Below are 22,859 nucleotides of genomic sequence, written 5' to 3'. Positions count from 1 at the left end.
AATGCATCGCTATCAACGGGCCATCGTTTAGGTCCCGTTCGTTCTATCGAGGAAAGCATCATGAAGCTTAAAACCACGGCACTGCTGATCACGTCTTTACTGGTACTGGCCGGTTGCGACCAGGCCGAGAAAAGCGCGCAACAATTGATGGGCAAGGCTGCCGAAAGCGCCAAACAGGCGATTGACGATACCCACAAGGCCGCCGAGCAAGCGCTCAGTGACGCCACCAGCGGGTTGATCAGCAAAAAAGAATCATCGGAAAAAGAATCGGAAAAAACCGAATCTTCCTCCCAGGAAATCTAAACCGTATTACAACGAGTCAGGACTGACCCATGGACTACCTTTTACAACTTGCCGCCAGCCCCACCGCCTGGGTCGCCCTTGCCACCCTGATCGTGATGGAGATCGTGCTCGGCATCGATAACCTGATCTTCATCTCGATCCTGACCAACAAGCTGCCCTTGCACAATCGCCAGCGCGCACGGCGCATTGGTATCGGTATGGCGTTGATCCTGCGTCTGGGCTTGCTGAGCACCATCGCGTTCATCGTGCAGTTGACTGCGCCGGTGATCGAGATCCTGGGCCACGCGTTTTCCTGGAAAGACATGATCCTGATTGCCGGTGGCCTGTTCCTGTTGTGGAAGGCGACCACCGAGATCCATCACAGCATGGACCCGGCGCCAGAAGATCCGAAGTCGGCGACCTCGACCGTGACCCTGGGCTTCGCTGCCGCGATCGGTCAGATCCTGATGCTGGACATGGTGTTCTCCATCGACAGCATCATTACCGCTGTCGGCATGACCGAGCATTTGCCGATCATGGTCATCGCGGTGGTGGTGTCGGTACTGGTGATGTTGCTGGCGGCTGATCCGCTGGCCAAGTTCATCAACGACAACCCGACGGTGGTGATGCTGGCCCTGGGCTTCCTGATCATGATCGGCATGACGCTGATTGCCGAAGGCTTTGGCGCCCATGTACCGAAAGGTTACGTCTATGCGGCCATGGCATTCTCGGCTGCGATCGAGGTGTTGAACATGATGTCCCGTCGGTCCAGGGAGAAGCGGGCAGCCACTGAGGCCTGACCCACGCTAAAGGAAACGGCCGCCTGAACTCGAAGGAGTGCAGGCGGCCGTTTTTGTTGGTCTGGGGTAAAGGTGTGGTCAGTGAGCGTTGGCGGGTTGGTTCGGCGTCTTGTCTGCTTCAGGCGCAGGGGCCGGCCGGACAGGGTGGTGGTGGCGGCGGGTAATGCGCAGCACGCCCCACAGCATGGCGGCGGCGACCGCCAGCCAGCCGCAAAGCAACATTACAATGATCATGGTCAGGCTCATCTGTGCCTCCTCTTTGCCCTTCTTTGGGCACTCACGCTTCGCTGTCGTCTCTTCAGGGAACAGTCTAGCCGTTGCTGCATTTCAGGCTATTGACCGAAAGTCGCCTGTCACCAACCAGTTCGCTCTATCGAATTCACTCCACTACCGTTTAGAGCTATACCGTAGCGGCGCGGCGACCTATGATCGACGACCAAGCCGGGAATGGGATTGCCTGGCGTCTGAACCTGAACAAGAGAGAGATGATGGTGCGGGGATTTTCTCGAATTTTGTCGACCATGCTGATCGCCGGTTGCGTGGCAAGCCTGGCGGGCTGTGCCGGGAGCGTTGCGCCCGAGATCAAGCGCTTGCCCGAGCGTGTCGAGCTCAGTGGCCGGTTCTACCGGGGCGATGCGTATCAAAGCGGGCCGCAGGTGCTGGCCAGCATGCTGTCCCAGCAGGGCATCGTGATTACCCCGGGACTGCTCGACAAACCCTTGCATTTGCCGGGGGGCGAAGCCCAATTACAACAGAACATGCAGAACCTGGCCCGGGAGTACGGGATGGTCGTTTATCCCCTCGACAGCAACCTGGCGGCGTTGTTGACGCAAGTCGCCGCCGGTTATCCGGTGATGGTGCGCTTTACCGAAGGCTCGGCCATGTGGGCCGAACCGCGATACGCCATTCTGGCCGGCTACAACCGTCAGAAGCAGACCGTGCTGCTGCGTGCCGGGATGAACCGCCGCGAACTGATGAGCTTCAGCTCCTTCGAGTCGGCGTTCAAGGACGCCGGTGGTTGGGCGGTGCTGATCCAGAAACCGACGCAAATACCGGCCCAGGTCGATCAGCAGCGATGGCTCAAGGCCGCCAACGATCTGGCCCAGGCCGGTCAGGAGCAGGCCGCCGCCAGGGCGAAAAAAGCCTTGGCCAGCCAGTAAGTCCGTTGGTCACCCGCCGGGCACCATTGTCCACCGCCAGCCTCTGATCTAAAGGGCCCGCAACATCACTTCGGGCCAAGATCAGGAGGCTTCCATGGCTGATTCCACAACCCCCGTCGGTCCGCACTCGTCTGAACATTCGTCTGGCGATGAGTTGGGTTTCGATCCCGATTCCCCGGACCTTGCCGATCCTCAGGTCGACCCGATCGGGCCCGCCAAGGCACCGAGGGACGTGAAGCCGGGTGACAACCCCAAGGCACCGGCCAAGCCCTATGATCCACTGGGCAACCTGAAGCCTTAGGTTCAATGGAGGTGTGTATGTCTACCGATTCCAGTTTCGACGACAAACGTCCGGAAACCGTCCCCACGACTCCCGAGCAAAGCACCGATCCGGTGATGGACCCCGACAGCCCTTTGAGGGATCCCCTGGCGCGGCCAACGGTGGTGCCCACTGGAAAGCCGAAGGGGTGGAGGGATCCAAGTGCTGGCGACGGCATCCCGGATGACGACCAGATGCCGCTGCCCAACGACTGACGTTGCGACGAAAAAAAGCCCCGGATGTTCGGGGCTTTTTCATGGGTTTGCAGCAAGGTTACTTCGAGGCTTCAACCACGCCGCTCTGGCGCTGCTTGAGGTTCTTGTCTGCCTTGTACTGCAAGGCCACGGAAGGCACCTCCGCGCTCTTTCCGCTCTCTACCCAATTACGCATGCGCGTGGCATCGGCGAAGTGGGTGTACTTGCCATAGGCGTCAAGGATCACCAAGGCCACCGGGCGGTTGCTCATTCGGGTCACCAGCACCAGGCAGTGACCTGCTTCGTTGGTGAAACCGGTTTTTGTCAGCTGGATGTCCCAGTCCGGCTTGCGGACCAAATGGTCGGTGTTGCGGAAACCCAGGCTGTAGTTCGGTTTGCGAAACGAAACGGTCTTTTCCTTGGTTGTACTCAGCTCGGTCAGCAGCGGGTACTTGTGCGCGGCGATCAACAGTTTGCTCAAATCACGAGCGGTCGAAACGTTGCGCGGCGAGAGACCTGTCGGTTCGACGAAATGGGTATTGGTCATGCCCAAGGCCCGGGCCTTGGCGTTCATTGCAGCAATGAACGCGGCATAACCACCCGGATAGTGGTGGGCCAGGCTTGCGGCGGCCCGGTTTTCAGATGACATCAGGGCAATCAGCAGCATTTCCCGGCGCGGCAGTTCGCTCTTGAGCTTGACCCGAGAGTACACACCTTTCATTTCCGGTGTGTCGCTGATGTTGATGTTGATGTATTCATCCATGTTTTGTCGGGCTTCAACCACGACCAGGCCGGTCATCAGTTTGCTGACGGACGCGATGGGGACGACAACGTCCGGATTGCTGGCATAGATGACTTTGTTGGTCTGCATATCCAGCAGTAAAGAGCTGCCGGAAGCGAGTTTGAGTTGCGAGGTATCCCGAGGCGCGGCGGTGGTTTCGCCAGCGCTGGCGATTGGCGTGATGAAAGTCCCTGTAACTGCAAAAAATAGGCTCAGGATGGAAAGACGGATTTTCACGCTGGCAGACTCGTAAGGTGTTGATAAGCCGTTTTGTAACGGGCTATTTCGTAAAAAGCGCGACATTCTGGAGTATGGCTGAATAACTGTCGATGGTTGTTCAAGTAACGGGTGAAAGTCCTGAGAAACATGAAAAAAAAGTCATTTTCCGGCGGGCGGTCGGTGTTTCTCGCAGGCAAAAAAAACCCCGCCAGGGCGGGGTTCCTTGTCACGCTGCCAGCGTCCGCGGTGTAACTCAGCTGTGCAGGGTTTCGGCGGCATACAGGGTGTTTTCCAGCAGGCAGGCACGGGTCATCGGGCCTACGCCGCCCGGTACAGGAGTGATCCAGCCAGCGCGGGGCAAGGCGGTTTCGTAGATCACGTCACCCACCAGCTTGCCGTCTTCCTGACGGTTGATGCCGACATCGATCACGATCGCGCCTTCCTTGATCCACTCGCCCTTGACCAGGCCCGGCTTGCCGGCGGCGACGACGACCAGGTCCGCACGGCCGACATGGCCGGCCAGGTCCTTGGTAAAGCGGTGGGTGACCGTCACGGTGCAACCGGCCAGCAGCAATTCCATGGCCATCGGACGGCCAACGATATTGGACGCGCCGACAACCACGGCATCCATCCCGTAAAGGTCGACACCGGTGCTTTCCAGCAGGGTCATGATGCCTTTGGGGGTGCATGGGCGCAGCAGCGGGATACGCTGGGCCAGGCGACCGACGTTATAAGGATGGAAGCCGTCGACGTCTTTGTCCGGACGAATGCGTTCCAGCAGCCTGGACGCGTCCAGGTGTTCGGGAAGCGGAAGCTGAAGCAGGACGCCGTCGATTGCAGGGTCGTCATTCAGGCGATCGATCAGCTCGGTCAGCGCTTCTTGAGTGGTTTCCGAAGGCAGGTCATAGGCTTGGGATAGAAAGCCGACCTCTTCACAGTCTTTACGCTTGTGCGAGACATAAACCTGAGAGGCAGGATCGCTGCCGACCAGGATCACCGCAAGGCCGGGCGTGCGCAGGCCTTGCTGGCGACGCTCGGTGACACGTTGGGCGATCTGCTGGCGCAGGCTGGCGGCGATCGATTTGCCGTCGATAAGTTGTGCAGTCATTGCGCGTGATTAACCATCGAGAGGGGAAAAAAAGAGAACGCATTCTCGCATGTCATGCGGTGAGGGCAAAGGCGCTTGGTCTGCAAATTCCCCTAACTCCTTTAATTAAATGAATTTTTTTTAAAAAGGATTTGACGACCTTCGGGTGGCTCTATACTATTCGTCGCACTTGTCGGGCACAGCCTAGCACTGGTTAGGAAGGTTGAGCGGGATTACGGTTCTGCGAGACTGGAAAGCACTTAGTTTGTAGTCCTCCAAGGTTACAGCTAACAAGGCGCCCGTAGCTCAGCTGGATAGAGCATCCGCCTTCTAAGCGGATGGTCGCAGGTTCGAGTCCTGCCGGGTGCGCCATTAGGCAGCTTTGGCACAAGTAGCGCGATATGGTGGGCGTAGCTCAGTTGGTAGAGCACGGGATTGTGACTCCCGTTGTCGTGGGTTCGATCCCCATCGTCCACCCCATATTTCGAAAGGCGCCAGATTAACAGTCTGGCGCCTTTGCTTTAAAGGCTTCACCCGCGGATGTGGTGGAATTGGTAGACACACTGGATTTAGGTTCCAGCGCCGCGAGGCGTAAGAGTTCGAGTCTCTTCATCCGCACCAATTAAAGCTTCACTCAGGTCGTTGGCCTGGCTGGAGCTTGATAAAGAAGTTGTTTGGCTTCTTTAACAGGCAATATGGTGGGCGTAGCTCAGTTGGTAGAGCACGGGATTGTGACTCCCGTTGTCGTGGGTTCGATCCCCATCGTCCACCCCATATTTCGAAAGGCGCCAGATTGAAAAGTCTGGCGCCTTTTTTGTTTCAGCGGCCGCAGGTTCCGGGTCGCAGGGGCAGGGCGTTTCGTCGTATTTATGTTTCTCGATGATGCGGTCCTGCCCGCCGGCCTTGCTTGCGAGTTCGGCTGTCAGGGAGATGATTGGCGACCTCCTCTATATATGGAAAGGTTGGCGCAGAGCCCTGGCGTGATTGGTTGTATTTGCCATCGGGGCGAGGTGCATTCGTGCATTCGCACCTATAAATTGCCTGCTGCGTTTTTACCCGTTTTCAGTAGGGTGACTTCTTGAGTTTGACCCACTAGAATGCATGCCCTTGATTCTGGGGTCGGAAACGGCCGGCTAACGTCTGTGCAACGAGGAATATCCATGCAAGTTTCTGTTGAAAATACTACTGCTCTTGAGCGCCGCATGAGCGTCACCGTGCCGGCTGAGCGCATCGAGAGCCAGGTCAACAAGCGTCTGCAGCAGACCGCCCAAAAGGCCAAGATTGCTGGCTTCCGTCCAGGCAAAGTGCCAATGAGCGAAATCAAGCGCCGTTTCGGTGCCGACGCTCGCCAGGAAGCGGTAGGCGACGTGATCCAGTCTTCTTTCTACGAAGCTGTGGTTGAGCAGAAGCTGAACCCGGCCGGTCAGCCTTCGATCGAGCCGAAATCCCTGGAAGCGGGCAAGGACCTGGAATACGTAGCCGTATTCGAAGTGTTCCCTGAGTTCACCGTTGCCGGTTTCGAAGGTATCACCGTAGAGCGCCTGAGCGCTGACGTGTCTGATGCCGATCTGGACAAGATGCTGGACATCCTGCGCAAGCAGAACACCCGTTTCGAAGTGGCCGATCGCGCCGCTCAAAACGAAGACCAGCTGAACATCGATTTCGTCGGCAAGGTCGACGGTGAAGTGTTCGCTGGCGGTTCCGCCAAGGGTACTCAGCTGGTTCTGGGTTCCGGCCGCATGATCCCTGGTTTCGAAGATGGCCTGGTTGGCGCAAAAGCCGGTGAAGAACGCGTTCTGAACCTGACTTTCCCAGAGGACTATCAGAACCTGGACCTGGCTGGCAAAACCGCCGAGTTCACCGTGACCGTCAACACCGTTTCCGAGCCAAAGCTGCCAGAACTGACCGAAGAGTTCTTCGCTCAATTCGGTATCAAGGAAACCGGTCTGGAAGGCTTCCGCGCCGAAGTTCGCAAGAACATGGAGCGCGAGCTGCGTCAGGCGATCAAATCCAAGGTCAAGAATCAGGTAATGGACGGTCTGCTGGCCACCAACCCGATCGAAGTGCCAAAGGCTCTGCTGTCCAACGAAGTTGACCGTCTGCGCGTGCAGGCTGTCCAGCAGTTCGGCGGCAACATCAAGCCTGACCAACTGCCGGCCGAGCTGTTCGAAGAGCAAGCCAAGCGCCGCGTAGTGCTGGGCCTGATCGTGGCTGAAGTGGTCAAGCAATTCGACCTCAAGCCTGACGAAACCCGCGTTCGCGAGATGATTCAGGAAATGGCTTCGGCCTACCAGGAGCCTGAGCAAGTTGTGTCCTGGTACTACAAGAACGACCAGCAACTGAACGAAGTTCGCTCGGTTGTGCTGGAAGAGCAAGTTGTGGATACTGTTCTGCAGAAAGCTAGCGTGACCGACAAATCGGTCTCTTACGAAGAAGCGGTCAAGCCGGTAGAAGCTCCACAAGCCGACTGATCACTTTTGCGGTAAGAAGCAAACACCATAAGCCAGCCTTCGAGCTGGCTTATGCGTATTCAAGACATAACTATTTGGGAGTGACTGCAGAGCATGTTCCGTAATTCGTATATTCAGCAGAACTCTGATATCCAGGCCGCAGGCGGCCTGGTCCCGATGGTTGTCGAGCAGTCCGCTCGTGGCGAGCGCGCCTACGACATCTACTCGCGTCTCCTCAAGGAGCGGGTGATCTTTCTGGTTGGTCCGGTAGAGGACTACATGGCCAACCTGATTTGTGCGCAACTGCTGTTCCTTGAAGCGGAAAACCCGGACAAGGACATCCATCTCTATATCAACTCCCCGGGCGGTTCGGTGACGGCGGGCATGTCGATCTATGACACCATGCAGTTCATCAAACCCAACGTGGCGACCACCTGTATCGGTCAGGCGTGCAGCATGGGTGCGTTCCTGCTGACGGCCGGTGCACAAGGCAAGCGTTACTGCCTGCCGAACTCGCGTGTGATGATTCACCAGCCACTGGGCGGTTTCCAGGGCCAGGCGTCGGATATCGAAATCCATGCCAAGGAAATCCTCTTCATTCGTGAGCGTCTCAACACGCTGATGGCCCAGCACAGCGGGCGCACTCTCGAAGAAATCGAGCGTGATACCAATCGCGACAATTTCATGAGTGCAGAAGCCGCGCGTGAGTACGGGTTGATCGATGAAGTGATCAGCCAGCGTCCTGCTTAAAATAAGCAGCTCAAAATAAGGTTGGTCGGCGGGTCCGACACCTGCGGGCTTGAAAAAGCCCGCAATAGCCTTCATCTTGTGTTGCAAGCCTATCGGATTTGGATCGAACGAATGACTGACACCCGCAACGGCGAGGACAACGGCAAGCTGCTCTATTGCTCCTTCTGTGGCAAAAGCCAGCATGAAGTACGCAAATTGATTGCCGGCCCCTCGGTCTTTATCTGCGACGAGTGCGTCGACCTGTGCAACGACATCATCCGCGAGGAGGTGCAGGAAGCACAGGCCGAAAGCAGCGCGCATAAATTGCCTTCGCCTAAAGAAATCAGCGGCATCCTTGATCAGTATGTGATTGGTCAGGAGCGTGCGAAAAAGGTTCTGGCCGTAGCGGTGTACAACCACTACAAGCGCCTGAACCAGCGTGACAAAAAGAATGACGACGTCGAACTCGGCAAGAGCAACATCCTGCTGATCGGCCCGACAGGCTCGGGTAAGACCCTGCTTGCCGAAACACTGGCCCGCTTGCTGAACGTTCCGTTCACCATCGCCGACGCAACCACCCTCACCGAGGCGGGTTACGTGGGTGAAGATGTCGAGAACATCATTCAGAAGCTGTTGCAGAAGTGCGATTACGACGTGGAAAAAGCCCAGATGGGCATTGTCTATATCGATGAAATCGACAAGATTTCGCGCAAGTCTGACAACCCGTCGATCACCCGGGACGTTTCCGGTGAAGGCGTGCAGCAGGCCCTGCTCAAGTTGATCGAAGGCACGGTCGCTTCCGTTCCGCCACAAGGCGGTCGCAAGCATCCGCAGCAGGAGTTCCTGCAGGTCGACACCCGTAACATCCTGTTCATCTGCGGTGGTGCGTTCTCTGGTCTGGAAAAGGTTATTCAAAACCGTTCCACCAAGGGCGGCATCGGCTTCAACGCAGAAGTGCGCAGCAAGGAAGAAGGCAAGAAAGTCGGTGAGTCCCTGCGTGAAGTCGAGCCTGACGATCTGGTCAAGTTCGGTCTGATCCCGGAATTCGTTGGTCGTCTGCCGGTACTTGCCACGCTGGACGAGCTCGACGAGGCTGCATTGATGCAGATCCTCACCGAGCCGAAAAATGCCCTGACCAAGCAGTATGCCAAGCTGTTCGAGATGGAAGGCGTGGATCTGGAATTCCGCAGCGACGCTCTGAAATCGGTCGCCAAGCGCGCCCTGGAGCGTAAAACCGGTGCCCGTGGCCTGCGTTCGATTCTCGAAGGTGTATTGCTCGACACTATGTATGAAATCCCCTCGCAATCGGAGGTGAGCAAAGTAGTGATCGATGAAAGCGTGATAGAGGGCAAGTCCAAGCCACTGTATATCTACGAAAACAGTGAGCCTGCTGCCAAGGCAGCGCCAGACGCTTAAGCGTCGCGCAGCCGGTACAAAGAAGGGGCCTTCGGGCCCCTTTGCTTTTGTGGGAGCTGGCCTGCTGGCGAAGGCGAGCTGACAACCCATCTGATTTTCGGATGTGTCCGGACCATCACAAACGCTGCCATCAGCTGCAATCTTTTAAGTCGTACTTTTATCCGCTTGTTTTTTTCCAGAGCAGCCCCCATCTTGGTTTCAAGCTTACTTCCATCTGTTTCCGGCCTTATGGCCGCCGTAGAGGCGAAATCATGAAGACAACCATCGAATTGCCTCTCCTGCCATTGCGTGATGTCGTGGTTTATCCGCACATGGTTATCCCGCTGTTCGTGGGGCGCGAGAAATCCATCGAAGCCCTCGAAGCTGCGATGACGGGTGACAAGCAGATTCTTCTGCTGGCCCAGAGAAACCCGGCTGACGACGATCCCGGTGAAGAGGCCCTGTACCGCGTTGGTACGATTGCCACCGTTCTGCAGCTGCTGAAGCTGCCTGACGGAACGGTCAAGGTTCTGGTCGAAGGCGAGCAGCGGGGCGCTGTCGAGCGCTTCAGCGAAGTGGACGGCCACTGCCGTGCCGAAGTCTCCCTGATCGACGAAGTCGAAGCACCAGAGCGCGAGTCGGAAGTGTTCGTTCGCAGCTTGCTGTCCCAGTTCGAGCAATATGTGCAGTTGGGCAAGAAAGTCCCGGCTGAAGTCCTGTCGTCGCTCAACAGCATCGATGAGCCAGGCCGCCTGGTAGACACTATGGCCGCGCACATGGCATTGAAAATCGAACAGAAGCAGGAAATCCTCGAAATCATCGATTTGTCGGCCCGGGTCGAGCACGTCCTGGCGTTGCTGGATGCCGAGATCGATCTGCTGCAAGTCGAAAAACGCATTCGCGGCCGCGTCAAAAAACAAATGGAGCGCAGTCAGCGCGAGTACTACCTGAATGAGCAGATGAAGGCCATTCAGAAAGAGCTCGGCGACAGCGACGAAGGTCACAACGAAGTCGAAGAGCTGAAAAAGCGTATCGATGCTGCCGGCCTGCCGAAAGACGCACTGGCCAAGGCGACGGCCGAGCTGAACAAGCTCAAGCAGATGTCGCCGATGTCCGCGGAAGCGACTGTGGTGCGTTCGTACATCGACTGGCTGGTTCAGGTGCCGTGGAAGGCTCAGAGCAAGGTACGCCTGGACCTGGCGCGTGCAGAAGACATTCTGGATGCCGACCACTATGGCCTCGAAGAGGTCAAGGAACGCATCCTTGAATACCTCGCCGTGCAAAAGCGCGTGAAGAAGATTCGTGGTCCGGTGTTGTGCCTGGTCGGTCCTCCCGGGGTGGGTAAAACGTCCCTGGCGGAGTCGATTGCTCACGCCACCAACCGTAAATTCGTACGCATGGCCCTCGGTGGTGTGCGTGACGAGGCGGAAATTCGTGGTCATCGCCGTACTTACATCGGTTCGATGCCAGGAAGATTGATTCAAAAGATGACAAAAGTGGGTGTCCGCAACCCGCTGTTCCTGCTCGACGAAATCGACAAGATGGGCAGCGACATGCGTGGCGATCCGGCATCGGCGTTGCTGGAAGTGCTCGATCCCGAGCAGAACCACAACTTCAACGATCACTATCTGGAAGTCGATTACGACCTGTCCGATGTGATGTTCCTGTGCACCTCGAACTCGATGAATATCCCGCCGGCGTTGCTGGACCGGATGGAAGTGATCCGTCTGCCGGGCTACACCGAAGACGAGAAGATCAACATCGCCGTCAAATACCTTTCGCCAAAACAGATTACGGCCAACGGCCTGAAGAAAGGCGAGTTGGAGTTTGATGCGGAAGCGATCCGCGACATCATCCGCTACTACACCCGTGAAGCCGGTGTGCGTGGGCTGGAACGCCAGATTGCCAAGGTTTGCCGCAAGGCCGTCAAGGAGCATGCGCTGGAAAAACGCTTTTCGGTGAAGGTCACCGCAGACATGCTGGAGCACTTCCTGGGCGTGCGCAAATTCCGCTACGGCCTGGCCGAGCAGCAGGATCAGATCGGTCAGGTGACCGGGCTGGCGTGGACTCAGGTGGGCGGCGAACTGCTGACCATTGAAGCCGCGGTAGTGCCGGGCAAGGGCCAGTTGATCAAGACCGGTTCTCTGGGCGACGTGATGGTCGAGTCGATCACCGCTGCCTTGACCGTAGTTCGCAGCCGGGCGAAGAGCCTGGGCATTCCCCTGGACTTCCATGAGAAGCGCGACACGCACATCCATATGCCGGAAGGGGCGACGCCCAAGGACGGCCCTAGCGCCGGCGTGGGCATGTGCACGGCCCTGGTATCGGCATTGACCGGCATTCCGGTGCGCGCGGATGTCGCCATGACCGGCGAAATCACGCTGCGTGGCCAGGTCCTGGCCATTGGTGGCTTGAAAGAAAAACTGCTGGCTGCCCATCGCGGCGGAATCAAGACGGTGATCATTCCTGAAGAGAATGTGCGCGATCTCAAAGAGATTCCGGACAATATCAAGCAGGATCTACAGATTAAACCGGTTAAATGGATTGACGAGGTCCTGCAAATTGCGTTGCAATACGCGCCGGAGCCCTTGCCGGACGTGGCTCCGGAGATAGTCGCGAAGGATGAGAAACGTGACGCAGATTCTAAGGAAAGAATTAGCACGCATTAGTACGTATTTGCCTGGGGGGCTTTCTTGACAGCTTTTTAGAGCCCTTGTTATAAAGCGGCTCTTAAGTGTCTGTAGGCCATTCAGCACTCGTTTTTGCTTTCACCAAAAAAACTTAGAATCATACTCAAATAGATATAAGGGGACTTAGAGTGAACAAGTCGGAACTGATTGATGCTATCGCTGCATCCGCTGATATCCCGAAAGCTGCTGCTGGCCGTGCGCTGGACGCTGTAATCGAATCCGTCACTGGCGCTCTCAAGGCTGGCGACTCTGTTGTTCTGGTTGGTTTCGGTACCTTCTCCGTAACTGATCGTCCGGCTCGCATTGGTCGTAATCCACAGACCGGTAAGACGCTGGAAATCGCAGCAGCCAAAAAACCAGGTTTCAAAGCCGGTAAAGCACTGAAAGAAGCTGTCAACTAAGTTCGATTCAGGTTTTTACCCATCCGGGTCGGGGTCATGCCTGACTTGGCAGCGGAGCGGCAGTCCTGTCTGCAGGTCGCCGGTTCAAGACACCGAGGGTCGCCAGTTCGAGCCCCTCGATCCGCTCCGCCAGTTACGAGAAGGCGCATCCTCGGATGCGCCTTTCTTCTATCCGGATTCTACCCACGCTCCACGGTTGCCTAATTTTTGAAGTTCAACCGTTTCTGGGGGACGCATGCTGCAGAATATCAGGGACAATTCACAAGGCTGGATTGCCAAGACTATTATCGGGGTCATCGTTGCACTGATGGCTTTGACCGGTTTCGACGCCATTTTTCAGGCCACGACGAACAAGAATGAAGCGGCGAAGGTCAATGGCGAAGAAATCAGCCAGAACGAGCTGAGCCAGGCGGTCGATATGCAACGCCGCCAGCTCATGCAACAGCTGGGCAAGGATTTCGATGCTTCCTTGCTCGATGAAAAAATGCTGCGCGAGTCGGCTCTCAAGGGCCTGATCGATCGCAAGCTGCTGCTGCAAGGCGCAGAAAGTTCGAAATTCGCTTTTTCCGAAGCGGCTCTGGATCAGGTCATCCTGCAAACGCCTGACTTTCAGGTGGATGGCAAGTTCAGTTCCGAGCGTTTCGACCAGGTGATTCGCCAACTCGGCTACACCCGCATGCAATTCCGCCAACTGATGGCTCAGGAAATGCTGATCGGTCAGCTGCGTGCCGGCCTGGCCGGTAGCGGTTTCGTGACCGACGCACAGGTACTGGCCTTTGCCCGTCTGGAAAAACAGACTCGCGATTTTGCCTCCCTGAACATCAAGACCGACCCGGCAGCGGTGAAGCTGACCGACGATGAGGTCAAGGCTTACTACGACGAGCACGCCAAGGAATTCATGACGCCGGATCAGGTGGTCATCGATTACCTCGAGCTGAAGAAGGCTTCCTTCTTCGATCAGGTCAGCGTCAATGACGAAGACCTGCAGGCGGCCTATCAGAAAGAAATCGCGAACCTGTCCGAGCAACGTCAGGCGGCGCATATTCTGATTGAAGTGAACGACAAGACCACCGAGGCGCAAGCCAAGGCGAAGATCGAAGAGATCCAGGCCCGTCTGGCCAAGGGCGAGAAATTCGAGGCGCTGGCCAAGGAATTCTCCCAGGATCCGGGTTCGGCGAACAACGGCGGTGACCTGGGTTATGCCGGTCCTGGCGTCTACGACCCTGCGTTCGAGAAAGCCCTGTATTCGTTGACCAAGGATCAGGTTTCCGCGCCGGTGCGTACCGATTTCGGGTTCCACCTGATCAAGCTGTTGGGCGTGGAAGCGCCAGAAGTTCCGACATTCGCCAGCCTGAAAGACAAGCTGACCCGCGAAATGAAGGCCCAGCAGGTCGAACAGCGGTTTGTCGAGGCGACCAAGCAACTGGAAGACGCCTCGTTCGAAGCCTCCGATCTGGCTCAGCCGGCGCAGGACCTGAAACTGACCGTCCATACGTCCAAGCCGTTCGGCCGTGAAGGCGGTGAGGGTATTGCCGCTAACCGTGCCGTGATCACGGCTGCGTTCAGCCCGGAAGTGCTGGATGAGGGTGCGAACAGCACCGCCATCGAGCTGGATCCGGAAACCGTGGTCGTATTGCGCGCCAAGGAGCACCTGAAGCCTTCGCAATTGCCGCTGGAAAGCGTTTCTGCCGCGATCCGTGTGCAATTGGCCAAGGAACACGCCAGCGCCGATGCCAAGACCAAGGCTGACACCCTGATTGCCAGTCTGCGCGACGGCAAGACCCCGCTGGATCAGGCGATCGACGGCCAGACCTGGAAAGTCACCGAGGCGGCGACCCGTGCTCAGGAAGGTGTCGACCCGGCGGTGCTGCAAGCGCTGTTCCGCATGGCGAAGCCTGTGGCCAAGGACAAGCCGACCTTCACCAGCGTGACGCTGGCTGATGGAAGCCTGATGATCGTGCGCCTCAATGGCGTGAACGAAGCAGCGGCGCCGACTGAAGAAGAGAAAGCACAGTATCGTCGCTACCTCGCTTCGCGCATCGGCCAGCAAGACTTCGCGGCCTATCGCAAGCAGCTGGAAAGCCAGGCGGAGATCAAGCGTTACTGATGCCTGACCAGGTTTAGCGCTGCACAGAAGACCCCGGCCGAAAGACCGGGGTCTTTTTTTTGTTGTGCGCCGTACGTCATTTGCCGCGGTGACTTTTACGCAAAACCGGGGTCAATCAGCCTGTAACCGTAATAAGACAGATCGATGCTCCGCTGAGCATCGATCTGTTGCACAATATGCCCCGAACCGTTTTCCTCAGGATGTTCAATGTTTAAATCACTTCCCATGCGGGTTGTCGGGCTGGCAGCCGTGTTTGCCACTGCGGCTGGTTGTTCATCGAACAAGGCTGCCATCTATGAGCATGAGAATTTCGACGACTCAGGTACCTTTTCCAGAAACTATCCGGTCACCGATACCCAGAGCTGTGAAGCCGCCCGTCGCGCCTTGCTCAGTCAGGGTTACATCATCACCAGCAACGATCCGAAGCTGGTCAGCGGTCACAAGAGTTTCCAGCAGACCGGCGAGAATCACATGGAGATCAGCTTCAGTGTGGTCTGCGCCGATGACGGCAGCGAAGGGCACCACGCGACCGTGTTCGCCAATGCCCTGCAGGATCGTTATGCGCTGAAGAAGACCAACAACTCCGCCAGTCTCGGTGTGGGTGTGTTGGGCTCGGTGTCGATGCCGATCGGCTCCTCCGATGACTCGATGGTCAAGGTCGCCAGCGAAACCGTATCGTCTGCCAAGTTTTACGAGCGTTTCTTCGCACTGGTCGAGCTGTTCCTGCCGCCGGAAGCGAAAAAAGCTGCGCACATCCCCGAAAAGCCGAAAACGGACCTGGGCATGCCTGAAGCCAAGGCAGCACCGGCACCGTTGGTACCTGCCCCGGCAGCGACTCCCGCTGTAGAGCCTGCTGCACCAGCACCCGTTGAAGCCGTTCCAGCGGCCTCCGAGCCGGTTGCCCCGCCTCCTGAAGCGGCGCCGATCACGCCGATCACGCCGACCGAGCACGTAGAGCCTGCATCGTTCCAGGAAATCGTCACGCCACCGTCGAACCCGAGTGACTTGCCACCGCCGAGCGAACCCATCCCGGCGATGCCTGCCTCCGGCCAGTGATGGAAACGTCACGGGATCGGGTCAGATGACCCGATCCCGTTGCCAGCCAAAAGATTGACCCTCATCAACGAGGTCCGCTGTTCTGCGGCCTTGCGCTAAAAAAACCAATGATAAATTCCTGACCAGCTGCTACGTTTTATTCAGTAGCGACAGAGTGTCGTGTCCGCGTCATTTTTCTTTCACGCGGGCACTTTATGCTCAGGGAACTGGTCATTAATTCAGACGTTTTTCAGTATGGTTTGGGGGATTCAAAAATGGACGATTATCAAGAAGAGCTGCTCGAGTACCAGGCGTTTGAACTGGATCCACTGGAGCCAGCGGAAGACGCTACCGAGTTGTAGGCATCAGGCGGATTGGCGATGGCTGCGGCGAAATTCGCCGGGTGTCTGCCCGTTCCAGCGTTTGAATGCGCGTTGAAAGGCTTCGGCTGAGGCAAAACCCAGCAGGTAGGCGATCTCTCCGAACGCCAGTTCGGTGTCGCGTATGTAAGTCATGGCCAGGTCGCGACGGGTGTCGTTGAGAATCGCACGAAATTGTGTGCCCTCATCGGCGAGCTTGCGGCGCAAGGTCCAGGTGGGCAGTTTCAGGCGTGCCGCCACTTCCTGCAGGTCGGGCTCCCGGCCACCATTGAGCAAGGGTCCCAGCAGCGCGATGATGCGTTCACGCAGGCTGCGGGTGCGTGTCAGTTGTTCCAGTTCCCGCTCGCACAGTTGCAGCAAATGCCTCCAGGTACTCGGGCAATGCTCGGGATTGCGCTGGGCGAGACTTGCCAGGCTCAAGCGCAGTTGATTGCGCTCGCCGCCAAACTGAATCGGACAATCACCCAACACGTCATAGGCCGCACGGTAACCGGGCTCCTCGAATTCGATCTCGATGCGTTCGGCGTGCAGCGGGGCAGGGCTGACACTGGATAATTGCTGCAACCATCCGGCGATGATCGAATCCACCACAAAGCGGTTATAGGCATTGTAGGGGCTGATCGAATAGAAGCGCAGCCAGGCGCCCTGGGCGTCTTCGTGAAAGCTTGATTGGCCCCGATAATTGGAGCCGTACAAGGCTTCGAATCGAATCAGGCAACGCGCGGCTTCACGTACCGTCGGCGCCTGGGCGGCGGTGACCCCGGCGAGGTCTGCCTGACTCAGGCGACTGAGCCGCCCCATGCGCAAGCCAAGGGCAGGGTTATCGGTCAGTTGAATGGCGCTGTGGCCCAGACGCATGTAGCGCGGTATCGACAACCGGGCACCGGCTTCGCTCAGGCGCGCGGCATCGAGACCGTATTGATCGAGCAGCGGCTGCGGATCGACGCCATGACTGCGCACGGCATCGGCCAGGCTATGAACAAAGCCCACCGACAGATCGCCGAGGCGCATCGGCTGTGGATTCATGGCTTACAACCAGAGGTTCAGCAAGCGTGCACCATGGGCGTTGCCATCGGCAAAGTGCTGGCCATTGCTGCTGAGGAAGCTATGCCCGGCGCTGCCCTGGTCCCAGAACCGACCTCGCAGGAACACACTCATGCCAGCGACCGCCTGACTGGCCGGCATCCGGGTCGTGAGGGTCAGGCGCTGCCAGGCCTGGCCTTCACTGACGTCCCCTGGCTTCAAGTTGACCGACGCCGGCGCCGACGAGCCCCTGTAGCCGCGCCACGGTTGATCCCAGGTGCCACGGCCGGCAACATAGGCCGGTACCGCAACCAGCTGCACGCTTTGGTCGTTGAGCTTGAGGTAGTTTTCCGGGTACCAGCTGTCGTGGCCGATCAATACGCCCAGCCTTCCCGCGGGGGTATCAACGACATTGAGCGAGTGCTCGCCGTTCGCCTTGATCCCGTTCTGTTCCGCGAAGAGCGGGTGTATCTGGCGCTGGGGCTGGCCGATCGGCAGGCCTTCGCTGTTGAACACCACGCTGCTGTTGTACAGCGCGCCGCGGCCGATTCTCAAGGTGCCGTCGATGATGCTTGGTTCGGGCAACACGATGGAGCCCGCCACCAGTGTCACGTGGAACTCCCTGGCCAGACCTCCGAACAATGCCTGGTAGTCCCTGGCCATTGCCTTGGCTTTCATGCGCAGGTGGGCATCGTCCAGACGATTGCCGCCTTCGGCACCGATCAACGCCTTGGCGAACTTCAGGGGATTGCTCACCGCCAGCCAGTTCATGGCCTCCTTGAGGGTGCTGGCCTGATACAGCTCATCTTTCTCGCCGCTGACCATCAGCCAGGTACCGACGTGCTCCGGCAACACAACGACGGTCTTGCCGTTCAGCAAACCCTGGTCCCGGGCTGCTTGCAGATAGGCCGCGAGTTTGCGGTGCAAACGCTCGGGGCTTTGATAGTCGGTAGGAAACAGTTCGGGCTGGATGCCCAACAGATTGCCTCGGTCCGCGGGCGTGCCCTGGTCGACAGCCAGGCTGATCCGCAGGTCCGAAAGGTAATGACCCACCGGCCGGTCTGCGGCCCACATCGCGTAGGTCGTGAGGGCGGCGAGCAACGCCATGGAAAATGTCAGGTACAAAAGTTTGCGCATGGGGAAACAGTTTACAGCCTGGAGCCGGGCGTGGCTTTTGATTTGGAACCGGATCGAGCATAAAGGGAATCAAGAGCTTAGTGGAACGCCGGTCAGCCATCATTTTGCGCGACCGGCCGGCAAGTGAGCGTCAATTGGTGACCAGCAATTCCGGGCCGAGGTAGTTGTTGATCTGGTCGATATCGTCGTCGCCCAGGCTGCCTACCGAGGAGGCCAGGCGCAGGCGTGACATCAAATAGCGCAACTTGGCATCGAACAGATCGTGGCGCGCAACGAAGAGCAGTTCTTCTGCATTGAGGACATCCGAGTTGGTGCTGGTGCCGCCTTCCTTGAAGCCCTTGCGTGACGATGCCAGTGAGCGTTCGTTGGACGCCACGGCCTTCTCCAGGGCACGGATGCGTTTGGCTCCGCTCAGGATGCCTTGATATTCGCGGGTGGTTCCGGTGATGACCTCCTGTCGCGCGGCGTCGAGTTCGTCCGTGGCCTTGTCGCTATTGGCACTGGCCTGGCGTGTCAACGCGCTGACGCCGCCACCGGCGAATATCGGGATGTTGACTTCCAGTCCGATCGAACCGTAGCGGTTGCGTTGATTCAGCTCGGAGAGGGATTGGCTCTCACCCGCGGTGTAGCCGGCAACGAAATCCAGGGTTGGCCAGTGGCCGGCCCTGGCGCGGTTCACTTCTTCTTCGGCGAGGTCGCGGCTGTACCGGCGCGCATGGAGCAACGGGCTATCGACCTGGGCTTTGACCAGCCAGTCCTGCAGGTTGCTCGGCAGCAGCGGTGGTGTATCGAAGCTCGGACGCAAGGTGGTCAGCGATTCGGGGGTTTCACCGATGTATTCCTCGAGCTTGCGACGCGCGTTGACCAGGTTGTCTTGCGCTTCGATCAGTTCGGCTTCGGCAAGGTCGCGGCGAGCGGTCGATTCGTCGACGTCGGTGACGGTGCCGGCCCCCAGTTCCAGGCGCCGTTTCGCCGAGGCGAGTTGCTCTTCAAAGGCGGTCAGCTTGGACTTGGCCAAGGTGATGGTTTCGCTGGCCAGGAGCACGTCGAAATAGCTTTCGGCCAGGCGCACCGCGGCATCCTGGCTCTTGGCATCGAATACCGCATTGCTGTAGTCGGCACGCTGCTGACCCTGACGGTATTCGGCCATTTTCTGTTTGTTGAACAGCGGCTGGCGCAGGCGCACGTTGGCGCCCTTGGAGTCATAGTCGAGATCCCTTTCGATACCGCTCTGGCGTTGCGTGCCATTGACCTTGTTGTCGTAGGCCGAGGCGTTGATCTGCGGTAGCAGGCCGGCCGTGCCAATGGCGCGGTTTTCCCCGCCGGCCTCCTTTTCATGCATGGCGGCCTGGTAGATGGGGCCCTGGAACTGCAACAGGTCCCAGGCTTGCTTGAGGTCCATGGCGTTGGCCGGCAAGGCCAACCCCATCAGGCAGAAGAGCAAGCAATGACGATCCATTTCATTGTTCCTTGAATGAGCTGTCCACACGTTCGAGCATTGGTTTAAGAAGATAGCTCAACATATTGCGTTCGCCGGTCTTTATGGTGACGCTGGCGGGCATTCCGGGGCGAATGTGATTGGTGCCAAGCAGACCCATGCCATCGGGGGTGACTTCCACCTGGGCCAGATAGAACGGCTGCTTGCTTTCCTCGTCCATCAGGCGGTCGGCGGAAATGGTCATCACACGGCCGGGGATGTTTGGTGTCTTGGCATGGTTGAAGGCCGGGAAGGAAATGTCCACGGGCAGGCCGGGGACCATCTTGTCGATGGCCTGCACAGGAATCATCGCGTCGACCTGCAAGGGTTCGTTGACTGGAACGATCTCCATGATCTTGAAGCCGGGCTGAATGATCCCGCCGACGGTGGCGATGCTCAAAGCCTGGACCATGCCATCGATCGGTGACCGAATCACCGTGTGTGTCACTTCATAGTCGAGCGCGCGCAAGCGGTCGGCCAGGGTAGTATTTTCCTTGGCGGTTTCCGTCAACTGCGATTCGACTTCCTTCAGGTAGTCGTGTTGGCGCTGCAGGATGCGCAGCTTGATTTCGGTGGTCTGGCTGCGCACGCGGGCGATGTTGTTGAGGTTCTCGGCCTGGCCGGCGGAGAGGTCGGCATTACTGCGTTCCAGCTCAAGCAGGCGGTTGCGCGGCACATAGCCTTCGGCCGTCAGCACGCGGGTGCCTTGCAGTTCCTGGTTGAGGAAACTGATCTGCGAGGCGCGGGCACTATAGACCTGCTGCAGGCCCTTGAGCTGCACGGCCGACGCCGCCAGGTTCTCCTGCAGGATGCTGATTTCGCCGGCGAGACCGGCGCGCCGGGTGTCGAGCAGACGCTGTTGCAGGTCCATGGCGGCTTCCAGGCGGTGGTCATCCTGGAAGCGCTTGAGCAGTTCAGGATCGAAGTTCACTACATCGCGACCGTCACGTTCCGCTTCCAGACGGTTTTCCACCGTCTTGCTGACGATGTACTGAGCGCTGACCGCACCCTGTTCGGCAAGGGCACGCAACGAGTCGAGGCGGACCACCTCCTGGCCTTTTGTCACCAGATCGCCTTCGCGAACGAGAATGGCCTCCACGGTGCCGCCGCTCAGGTGCTGCACGGCTTTGCGATTGCTGGTGACCTTGACCGTGGCTGTCGCTACCACGCCGGCATCCAGCGGCGCCAGCCATGACCACAGGAGGAAGCCGCCGAAGCCGGCAAGCACCAGCCACACGCCCCACCGCGCGGGTTTGCCAACGTCCAGGTCTACCACGCTCCTGGAATCGGCTGTAATCATCTCGGTATGTTGGCTCATTTGCATGATCGGTCACTCCCGTGCTTTGACGGAGGCCAGCGGAGTCGACGCGCCTGCAGGGATGACACTGGCCTTGCGCAGCGCTGCGAATACTTCATCGCGCGTGCCGAGCATCTGCACGCTGCCGTCGCGCAGCATCAGTACCTTATCGACGGCACAGAGTACGTTGGGACGGTGAGAAATCAGAATGACGGTCGCGCCACGGCCCTTGAGTTCGGCCAGGGCATCGACCAAGGCCTTTTCGCCGACGTCGTCGAGGTTGGCGTTCGGCTCGTCCAGCACGATCAGATTGGGCTCGCCATACAACGCGCGGGCCAAGGCGATGCGTTGCTTCTGGCCGCCGGAAAGCGGGCTGCCATCAGTACCCAGGCGGGTGTCGTAACCCTGCGGAAAACGCAGGATCATCTCGTGCACGCCAGTGATCTTGGCGGCGCGGATGACCGCTTCGCTGTCCACTTCGCCAAAGCGCGCAATGTTGTCGGCGATATTGCCCTCGAACAGCTCCACGTCCTGTGGCAGATAGCCGAGCCAGGGGCCAAGTTCGCCCTTGTTCCAGTTGAATATGTCCGCACCGTCCAGGCGCACCTTGCCGGCCTGTGCCGGCCAGACGCCGACCAGCAGGCGGGCGAGGGTGGATTTGCCCGAGGCGGACGGGCCGATAATGCCAAGGCTTTCGCCGGGGACAAGGCTGAAGCTCACGCCGCGCAGAATCGTGTTGTTGGTAGCCGGGGCGCCGGCATACACATTCTCAACCGCCAGCATGCCCATTGGCCGCTGCAGCGACATGCTCGGTGGCCGGCGCGGATAGTCCTGCAGCATCTCGTTGAGCCGGCCCCAGGCCGAGCGGCAGCCGAGCAATTGCTTCCACGACGCGATGACCTGTTCCACCGGACCCAGTGCGCGGCCGGAGAGGATCGAGCAGGCAATCATCATCCCCGGGGTGATCTTGCCTTCGATCGCCAGCAGCGCACCGGCGCCGAGGATCAGCGACTGCAAAGTGATCCGCACGAAGCGCCCGGTGCTGCTGATCAAGGCGGCGCGGTCGGAGGCCAGGGTCTGCATTTCCAGGATGCGCAAATGGCTTTGGAACCAGCGCTTGCTGATCGACGGCAGCATGCCCATGGCCTCGATGACCTCGGCGTTGCGCAGGTTGTTGTTGGCGTATAGGGAGGAAGACATGGCGGCCTGATTGGCTTCGGCCAGCGGCTTCTGTGTCGCCTTCTCGGTGAGCCAGGCCAGGGCCACCAGGATCAGCGAGCCGATCAGCGTGATCAGTCCGAGTATCGGGTGGATCAGATAGGCGACCAGCAGGTAGATCGGCGTCCACGGTGCATCGAAGAAAGCGAACAGGGCGTTGCCGGTGACGAACTGACGAACCTGGGCGAGGTCTTGCAGGGCCTGGGCCGGGTTACCTCCGGCGCGGCTCAGGTTGCGCTCGAATGCAGCGGTGAAAATGCGTCGGTTGAGATCCATGTCGAGGCAGTTGCCGACCCGGATCAGCACGCGGGTGCGGACCATCTCCAGCGTGGACATCAGCAGGAACAGGCCCACCACCAAGACCGTCAACATTGCCAGCGTCGTAACGTTGCGACTGACCAGGGCTCGATCGTAGACCTGCAGCATATAAATAGCTGGCGTCAACATCATGACGTTTATGACGCCGCTGAATGCTGCCAGCGAATAAAAACTGCGGCGCAGGCGAAAGAGCGCGTCGGCCAGTTCGGAACGGATGCTCGACTGCTTGGGCATGTTGATCCTCCCACTGCGAAAAGCCGATTGCCCCTGGGGCGCAACAGCTAACAGTAAATGTAGTCCTGTAAACAGCTTATGGACACGCAGGCTGGTCGCTCTAGGGGATGGCGAGTCTTCCGAAAT

Annotated in this window: 20 protein-coding genes and 4 tRNA genes; 16 read left to right on the top strand and 8 right to left on the bottom strand. The window is 58.5% G+C overall.

Annotated elements, in window-relative coordinates; all coding sequences use genetic code 11:
• The first annotated feature begins 60 nt into the window (after positions 1–60).
• A complete protein-coding gene (locus AC3ITA_RS18960) occupies positions 61–303 on the top strand; it encodes a hypothetical protein (protein ID WP_223462332.1) in 243 nt (80 codons plus the stop codon).
• A gap of 29 nt (positions 304–332) precedes the next feature.
• On the top strand, positions 333–1,082 hold the full coding sequence (locus AC3ITA_RS18955; protein ID WP_095944362.1) for a TerC family protein: 750 nt from the start codon (positions 333–335) through the stop codon (positions 1,080–1,082).
• 78 nt (positions 1,083–1,160) lie between these two features.
• Here AC3ITA_RS18955 and AC3ITA_RS18950 read toward each other — a convergent pair whose 3' ends face one another.
• Positions 1,161–1,328, bottom strand: a complete 168-nt coding sequence (locus tag AC3ITA_RS18950) for a hypothetical protein (RefSeq protein WP_489278195.1) — start codon at positions 1,326–1,328, stop codon at positions 1,161–1,163.
• Positions 1,329–1,507: 179 nt separating this feature from the next.
• On the opposite strand from AC3ITA_RS18950, the gene AC3ITA_RS18945 reads away from it, so the two are divergent.
• From AC3ITA_RS18945 to AC3ITA_RS18935, 3 genes are all read left to right on the top strand, one after another.
• Positions 1,508–2,242: a C39 family peptidase gene (locus tag AC3ITA_RS18945; protein WP_489278194.1), complete on the top strand. Its 735-nt coding sequence runs from the start codon at positions 1,508–1,510 to the stop codon at positions 2,240–2,242.
• Between the two features lie 94 nt (positions 2,243–2,336).
• Positions 2,337–2,543, top strand: a complete 207-nt coding sequence (locus AC3ITA_RS18940) for a DUF6021 family protein (RefSeq protein WP_095944364.1) — start codon at positions 2,337–2,339, stop codon at positions 2,541–2,543.
• Between the two features lie 17 nt (positions 2,544–2,560).
• On the top strand, positions 2,561–2,776 hold the full coding sequence (locus AC3ITA_RS18935) for a hypothetical protein (RefSeq protein WP_095944365.1): 216 nt from the start codon (positions 2,561–2,563) through the stop codon (positions 2,774–2,776).
• A 58-nt stretch (positions 2,777–2,834) separates the two neighbouring features.
• On the opposite strand, the gene pbpG is transcribed toward AC3ITA_RS18935, so the two are convergent.
• Positions 2,835–3,773 carry a D-alanyl-D-alanine endopeptidase gene (pbpG, locus tag AC3ITA_RS18930; protein WP_095944366.1) on the bottom strand — a complete coding sequence of 313 codons (939 nt, stop codon included), beginning with the start codon at positions 3,771–3,773 and terminating at the stop codon, positions 2,835–2,837.
• Between the two features lie 235 nt (positions 3,774–4,008).
• A complete protein-coding gene (folD, locus tag AC3ITA_RS18925; RefSeq protein ID WP_095944367.1) occupies positions 4,009–4,863 on the bottom strand; it encodes a bifunctional methylenetetrahydrofolate dehydrogenase/methenyltetrahydrofolate cyclohydrolase FolD in 855 nt (284 codons plus the stop codon).
• 274 nt (positions 4,864–5,137) lie between these two features.
• Between folD and AC3ITA_RS18920 the strand changes: the two genes are divergently transcribed.
• From AC3ITA_RS18920 to AC3ITA_RS18870, 11 genes are all read left to right on the top strand, one after another.
• A tRNA-Arg gene (locus AC3ITA_RS18920) sits at positions 5,138–5,214 on the top strand.
• 32 nt (positions 5,215–5,246) lie between these two features.
• Positions 5,247–5,322, top strand: a tRNA-His gene (locus AC3ITA_RS18915).
• Between the two features lie 56 nt (positions 5,323–5,378).
• Positions 5,379–5,463, top strand: a tRNA-Leu gene (locus tag AC3ITA_RS18910).
• Positions 5,464–5,540: 77 nt separating this feature from the next.
• Positions 5,541–5,616: transfer RNA gene (locus AC3ITA_RS18905), tRNA-His, on the top strand.
• Between the two features lie 386 nt (positions 5,617–6,002).
• Positions 6,003–7,313: a trigger factor gene (tig, locus tag AC3ITA_RS18900; RefSeq protein ID WP_057714092.1), complete on the top strand. Its 1,311-nt coding sequence runs from the start codon at positions 6,003–6,005 to the stop codon at positions 7,311–7,313.
• Between the two features lie 93 nt (positions 7,314–7,406).
• A complete protein-coding gene (gene clpP, locus AC3ITA_RS18895; protein ID WP_095944368.1) occupies positions 7,407–8,042 on the top strand; it encodes an ATP-dependent Clp endopeptidase proteolytic subunit ClpP in 636 nt (211 codons plus the stop codon).
• Positions 8,043–8,153: 111 nt separating this feature from the next.
• The gene (gene clpX, locus AC3ITA_RS18890) at positions 8,154–9,437 is read left to right on the top strand and encodes an ATP-dependent Clp protease ATP-binding subunit ClpX (protein ID WP_095167797.1); all 1,284 of its coding nucleotides are present in this window, start codon (positions 8,154–8,156) and stop codon (positions 9,435–9,437) included.
• 251 nt (positions 9,438–9,688) lie between these two features.
• Positions 9,689–12,085 carry an endopeptidase La gene (lon, locus tag AC3ITA_RS18885; protein WP_008048849.1) on the top strand — a complete coding sequence of 799 codons (2,397 nt, stop codon included), beginning with the start codon at positions 9,689–9,691 and terminating at the stop codon, positions 12,083–12,085.
• Between the two features lie 149 nt (positions 12,086–12,234).
• Entirely contained in the window at positions 12,235–12,507 is a 273-nt protein-coding gene (locus AC3ITA_RS18880) for an HU family DNA-binding protein (protein ID WP_002552737.1), read from the top strand.
• 235 nt (positions 12,508–12,742) lie between these two features.
• Complete coding sequence (locus tag AC3ITA_RS18875) at positions 12,743–14,614, top strand: SurA N-terminal domain-containing protein (protein ID WP_095944369.1); 1,872 nt, start codon at positions 12,743–12,745, stop codon at positions 14,612–14,614.
• A gap of 207 nt (positions 14,615–14,821) precedes the next feature.
• Positions 14,822–15,670 (top strand): DUF2242 domain-containing protein, encoded by an 849-nt coding sequence (locus AC3ITA_RS18870; protein ID WP_095944370.1) that lies wholly within the window; start codon positions 14,822–14,824, stop codon positions 15,668–15,670.
• A gap of 344 nt (positions 15,671–16,014) precedes the next feature.
• Here the strand turns inward: AC3ITA_RS18870 and AC3ITA_RS18865 are convergent, their stop codons facing one another.
• The 5 genes from AC3ITA_RS18865 to AC3ITA_RS18845 form a co-directional block, all read right to left on the bottom strand.
• Complete coding sequence (locus AC3ITA_RS18865; RefSeq protein ID WP_489278193.1) at positions 16,015–17,055, bottom strand: AraC family transcriptional regulator; 1,041 nt, start codon at positions 17,053–17,055, stop codon at positions 16,015–16,017.
• 3 nt (positions 17,056–17,058) lie between these two features.
• Positions 17,059–18,189 (bottom strand): carbon-nitrogen hydrolase family protein, encoded by a 1,131-nt coding sequence (locus tag AC3ITA_RS18860; protein WP_095944372.1) that lies wholly within the window; start codon positions 18,187–18,189, stop codon positions 17,059–17,061.
• A gap of 130 nt (positions 18,190–18,319) precedes the next feature.
• Entirely contained in the window at positions 18,320–19,648 is a 1,329-nt protein-coding gene (locus AC3ITA_RS18855) for a TolC family outer membrane protein (RefSeq protein WP_095944373.1), read from the bottom strand.
• Between the two features lies 1 nt (position 19,649).
• A complete protein-coding gene (locus tag AC3ITA_RS18850; RefSeq protein WP_095944374.1) occupies positions 19,650–20,990 on the bottom strand; it encodes an HlyD family type I secretion periplasmic adaptor subunit in 1,341 nt (446 codons plus the stop codon).
• A gap of 6 nt (positions 20,991–20,996) precedes the next feature.
• Positions 20,997–22,733, bottom strand: coding sequence for a type I secretion system permease/ATPase (locus AC3ITA_RS18845; protein ID WP_095944375.1), 1,737 nt, complete (start codon positions 22,731–22,733; stop codon positions 20,997–20,999).
• Positions 22,734–22,859 lie beyond the last annotated feature (126 nt).

The sequence above is a fragment of the Pseudomonas sp. GL_090 genome (genome assembly GCF_057837765.1).
This window is presented reverse-complemented; position numbering and strand designations above follow the sequence as displayed.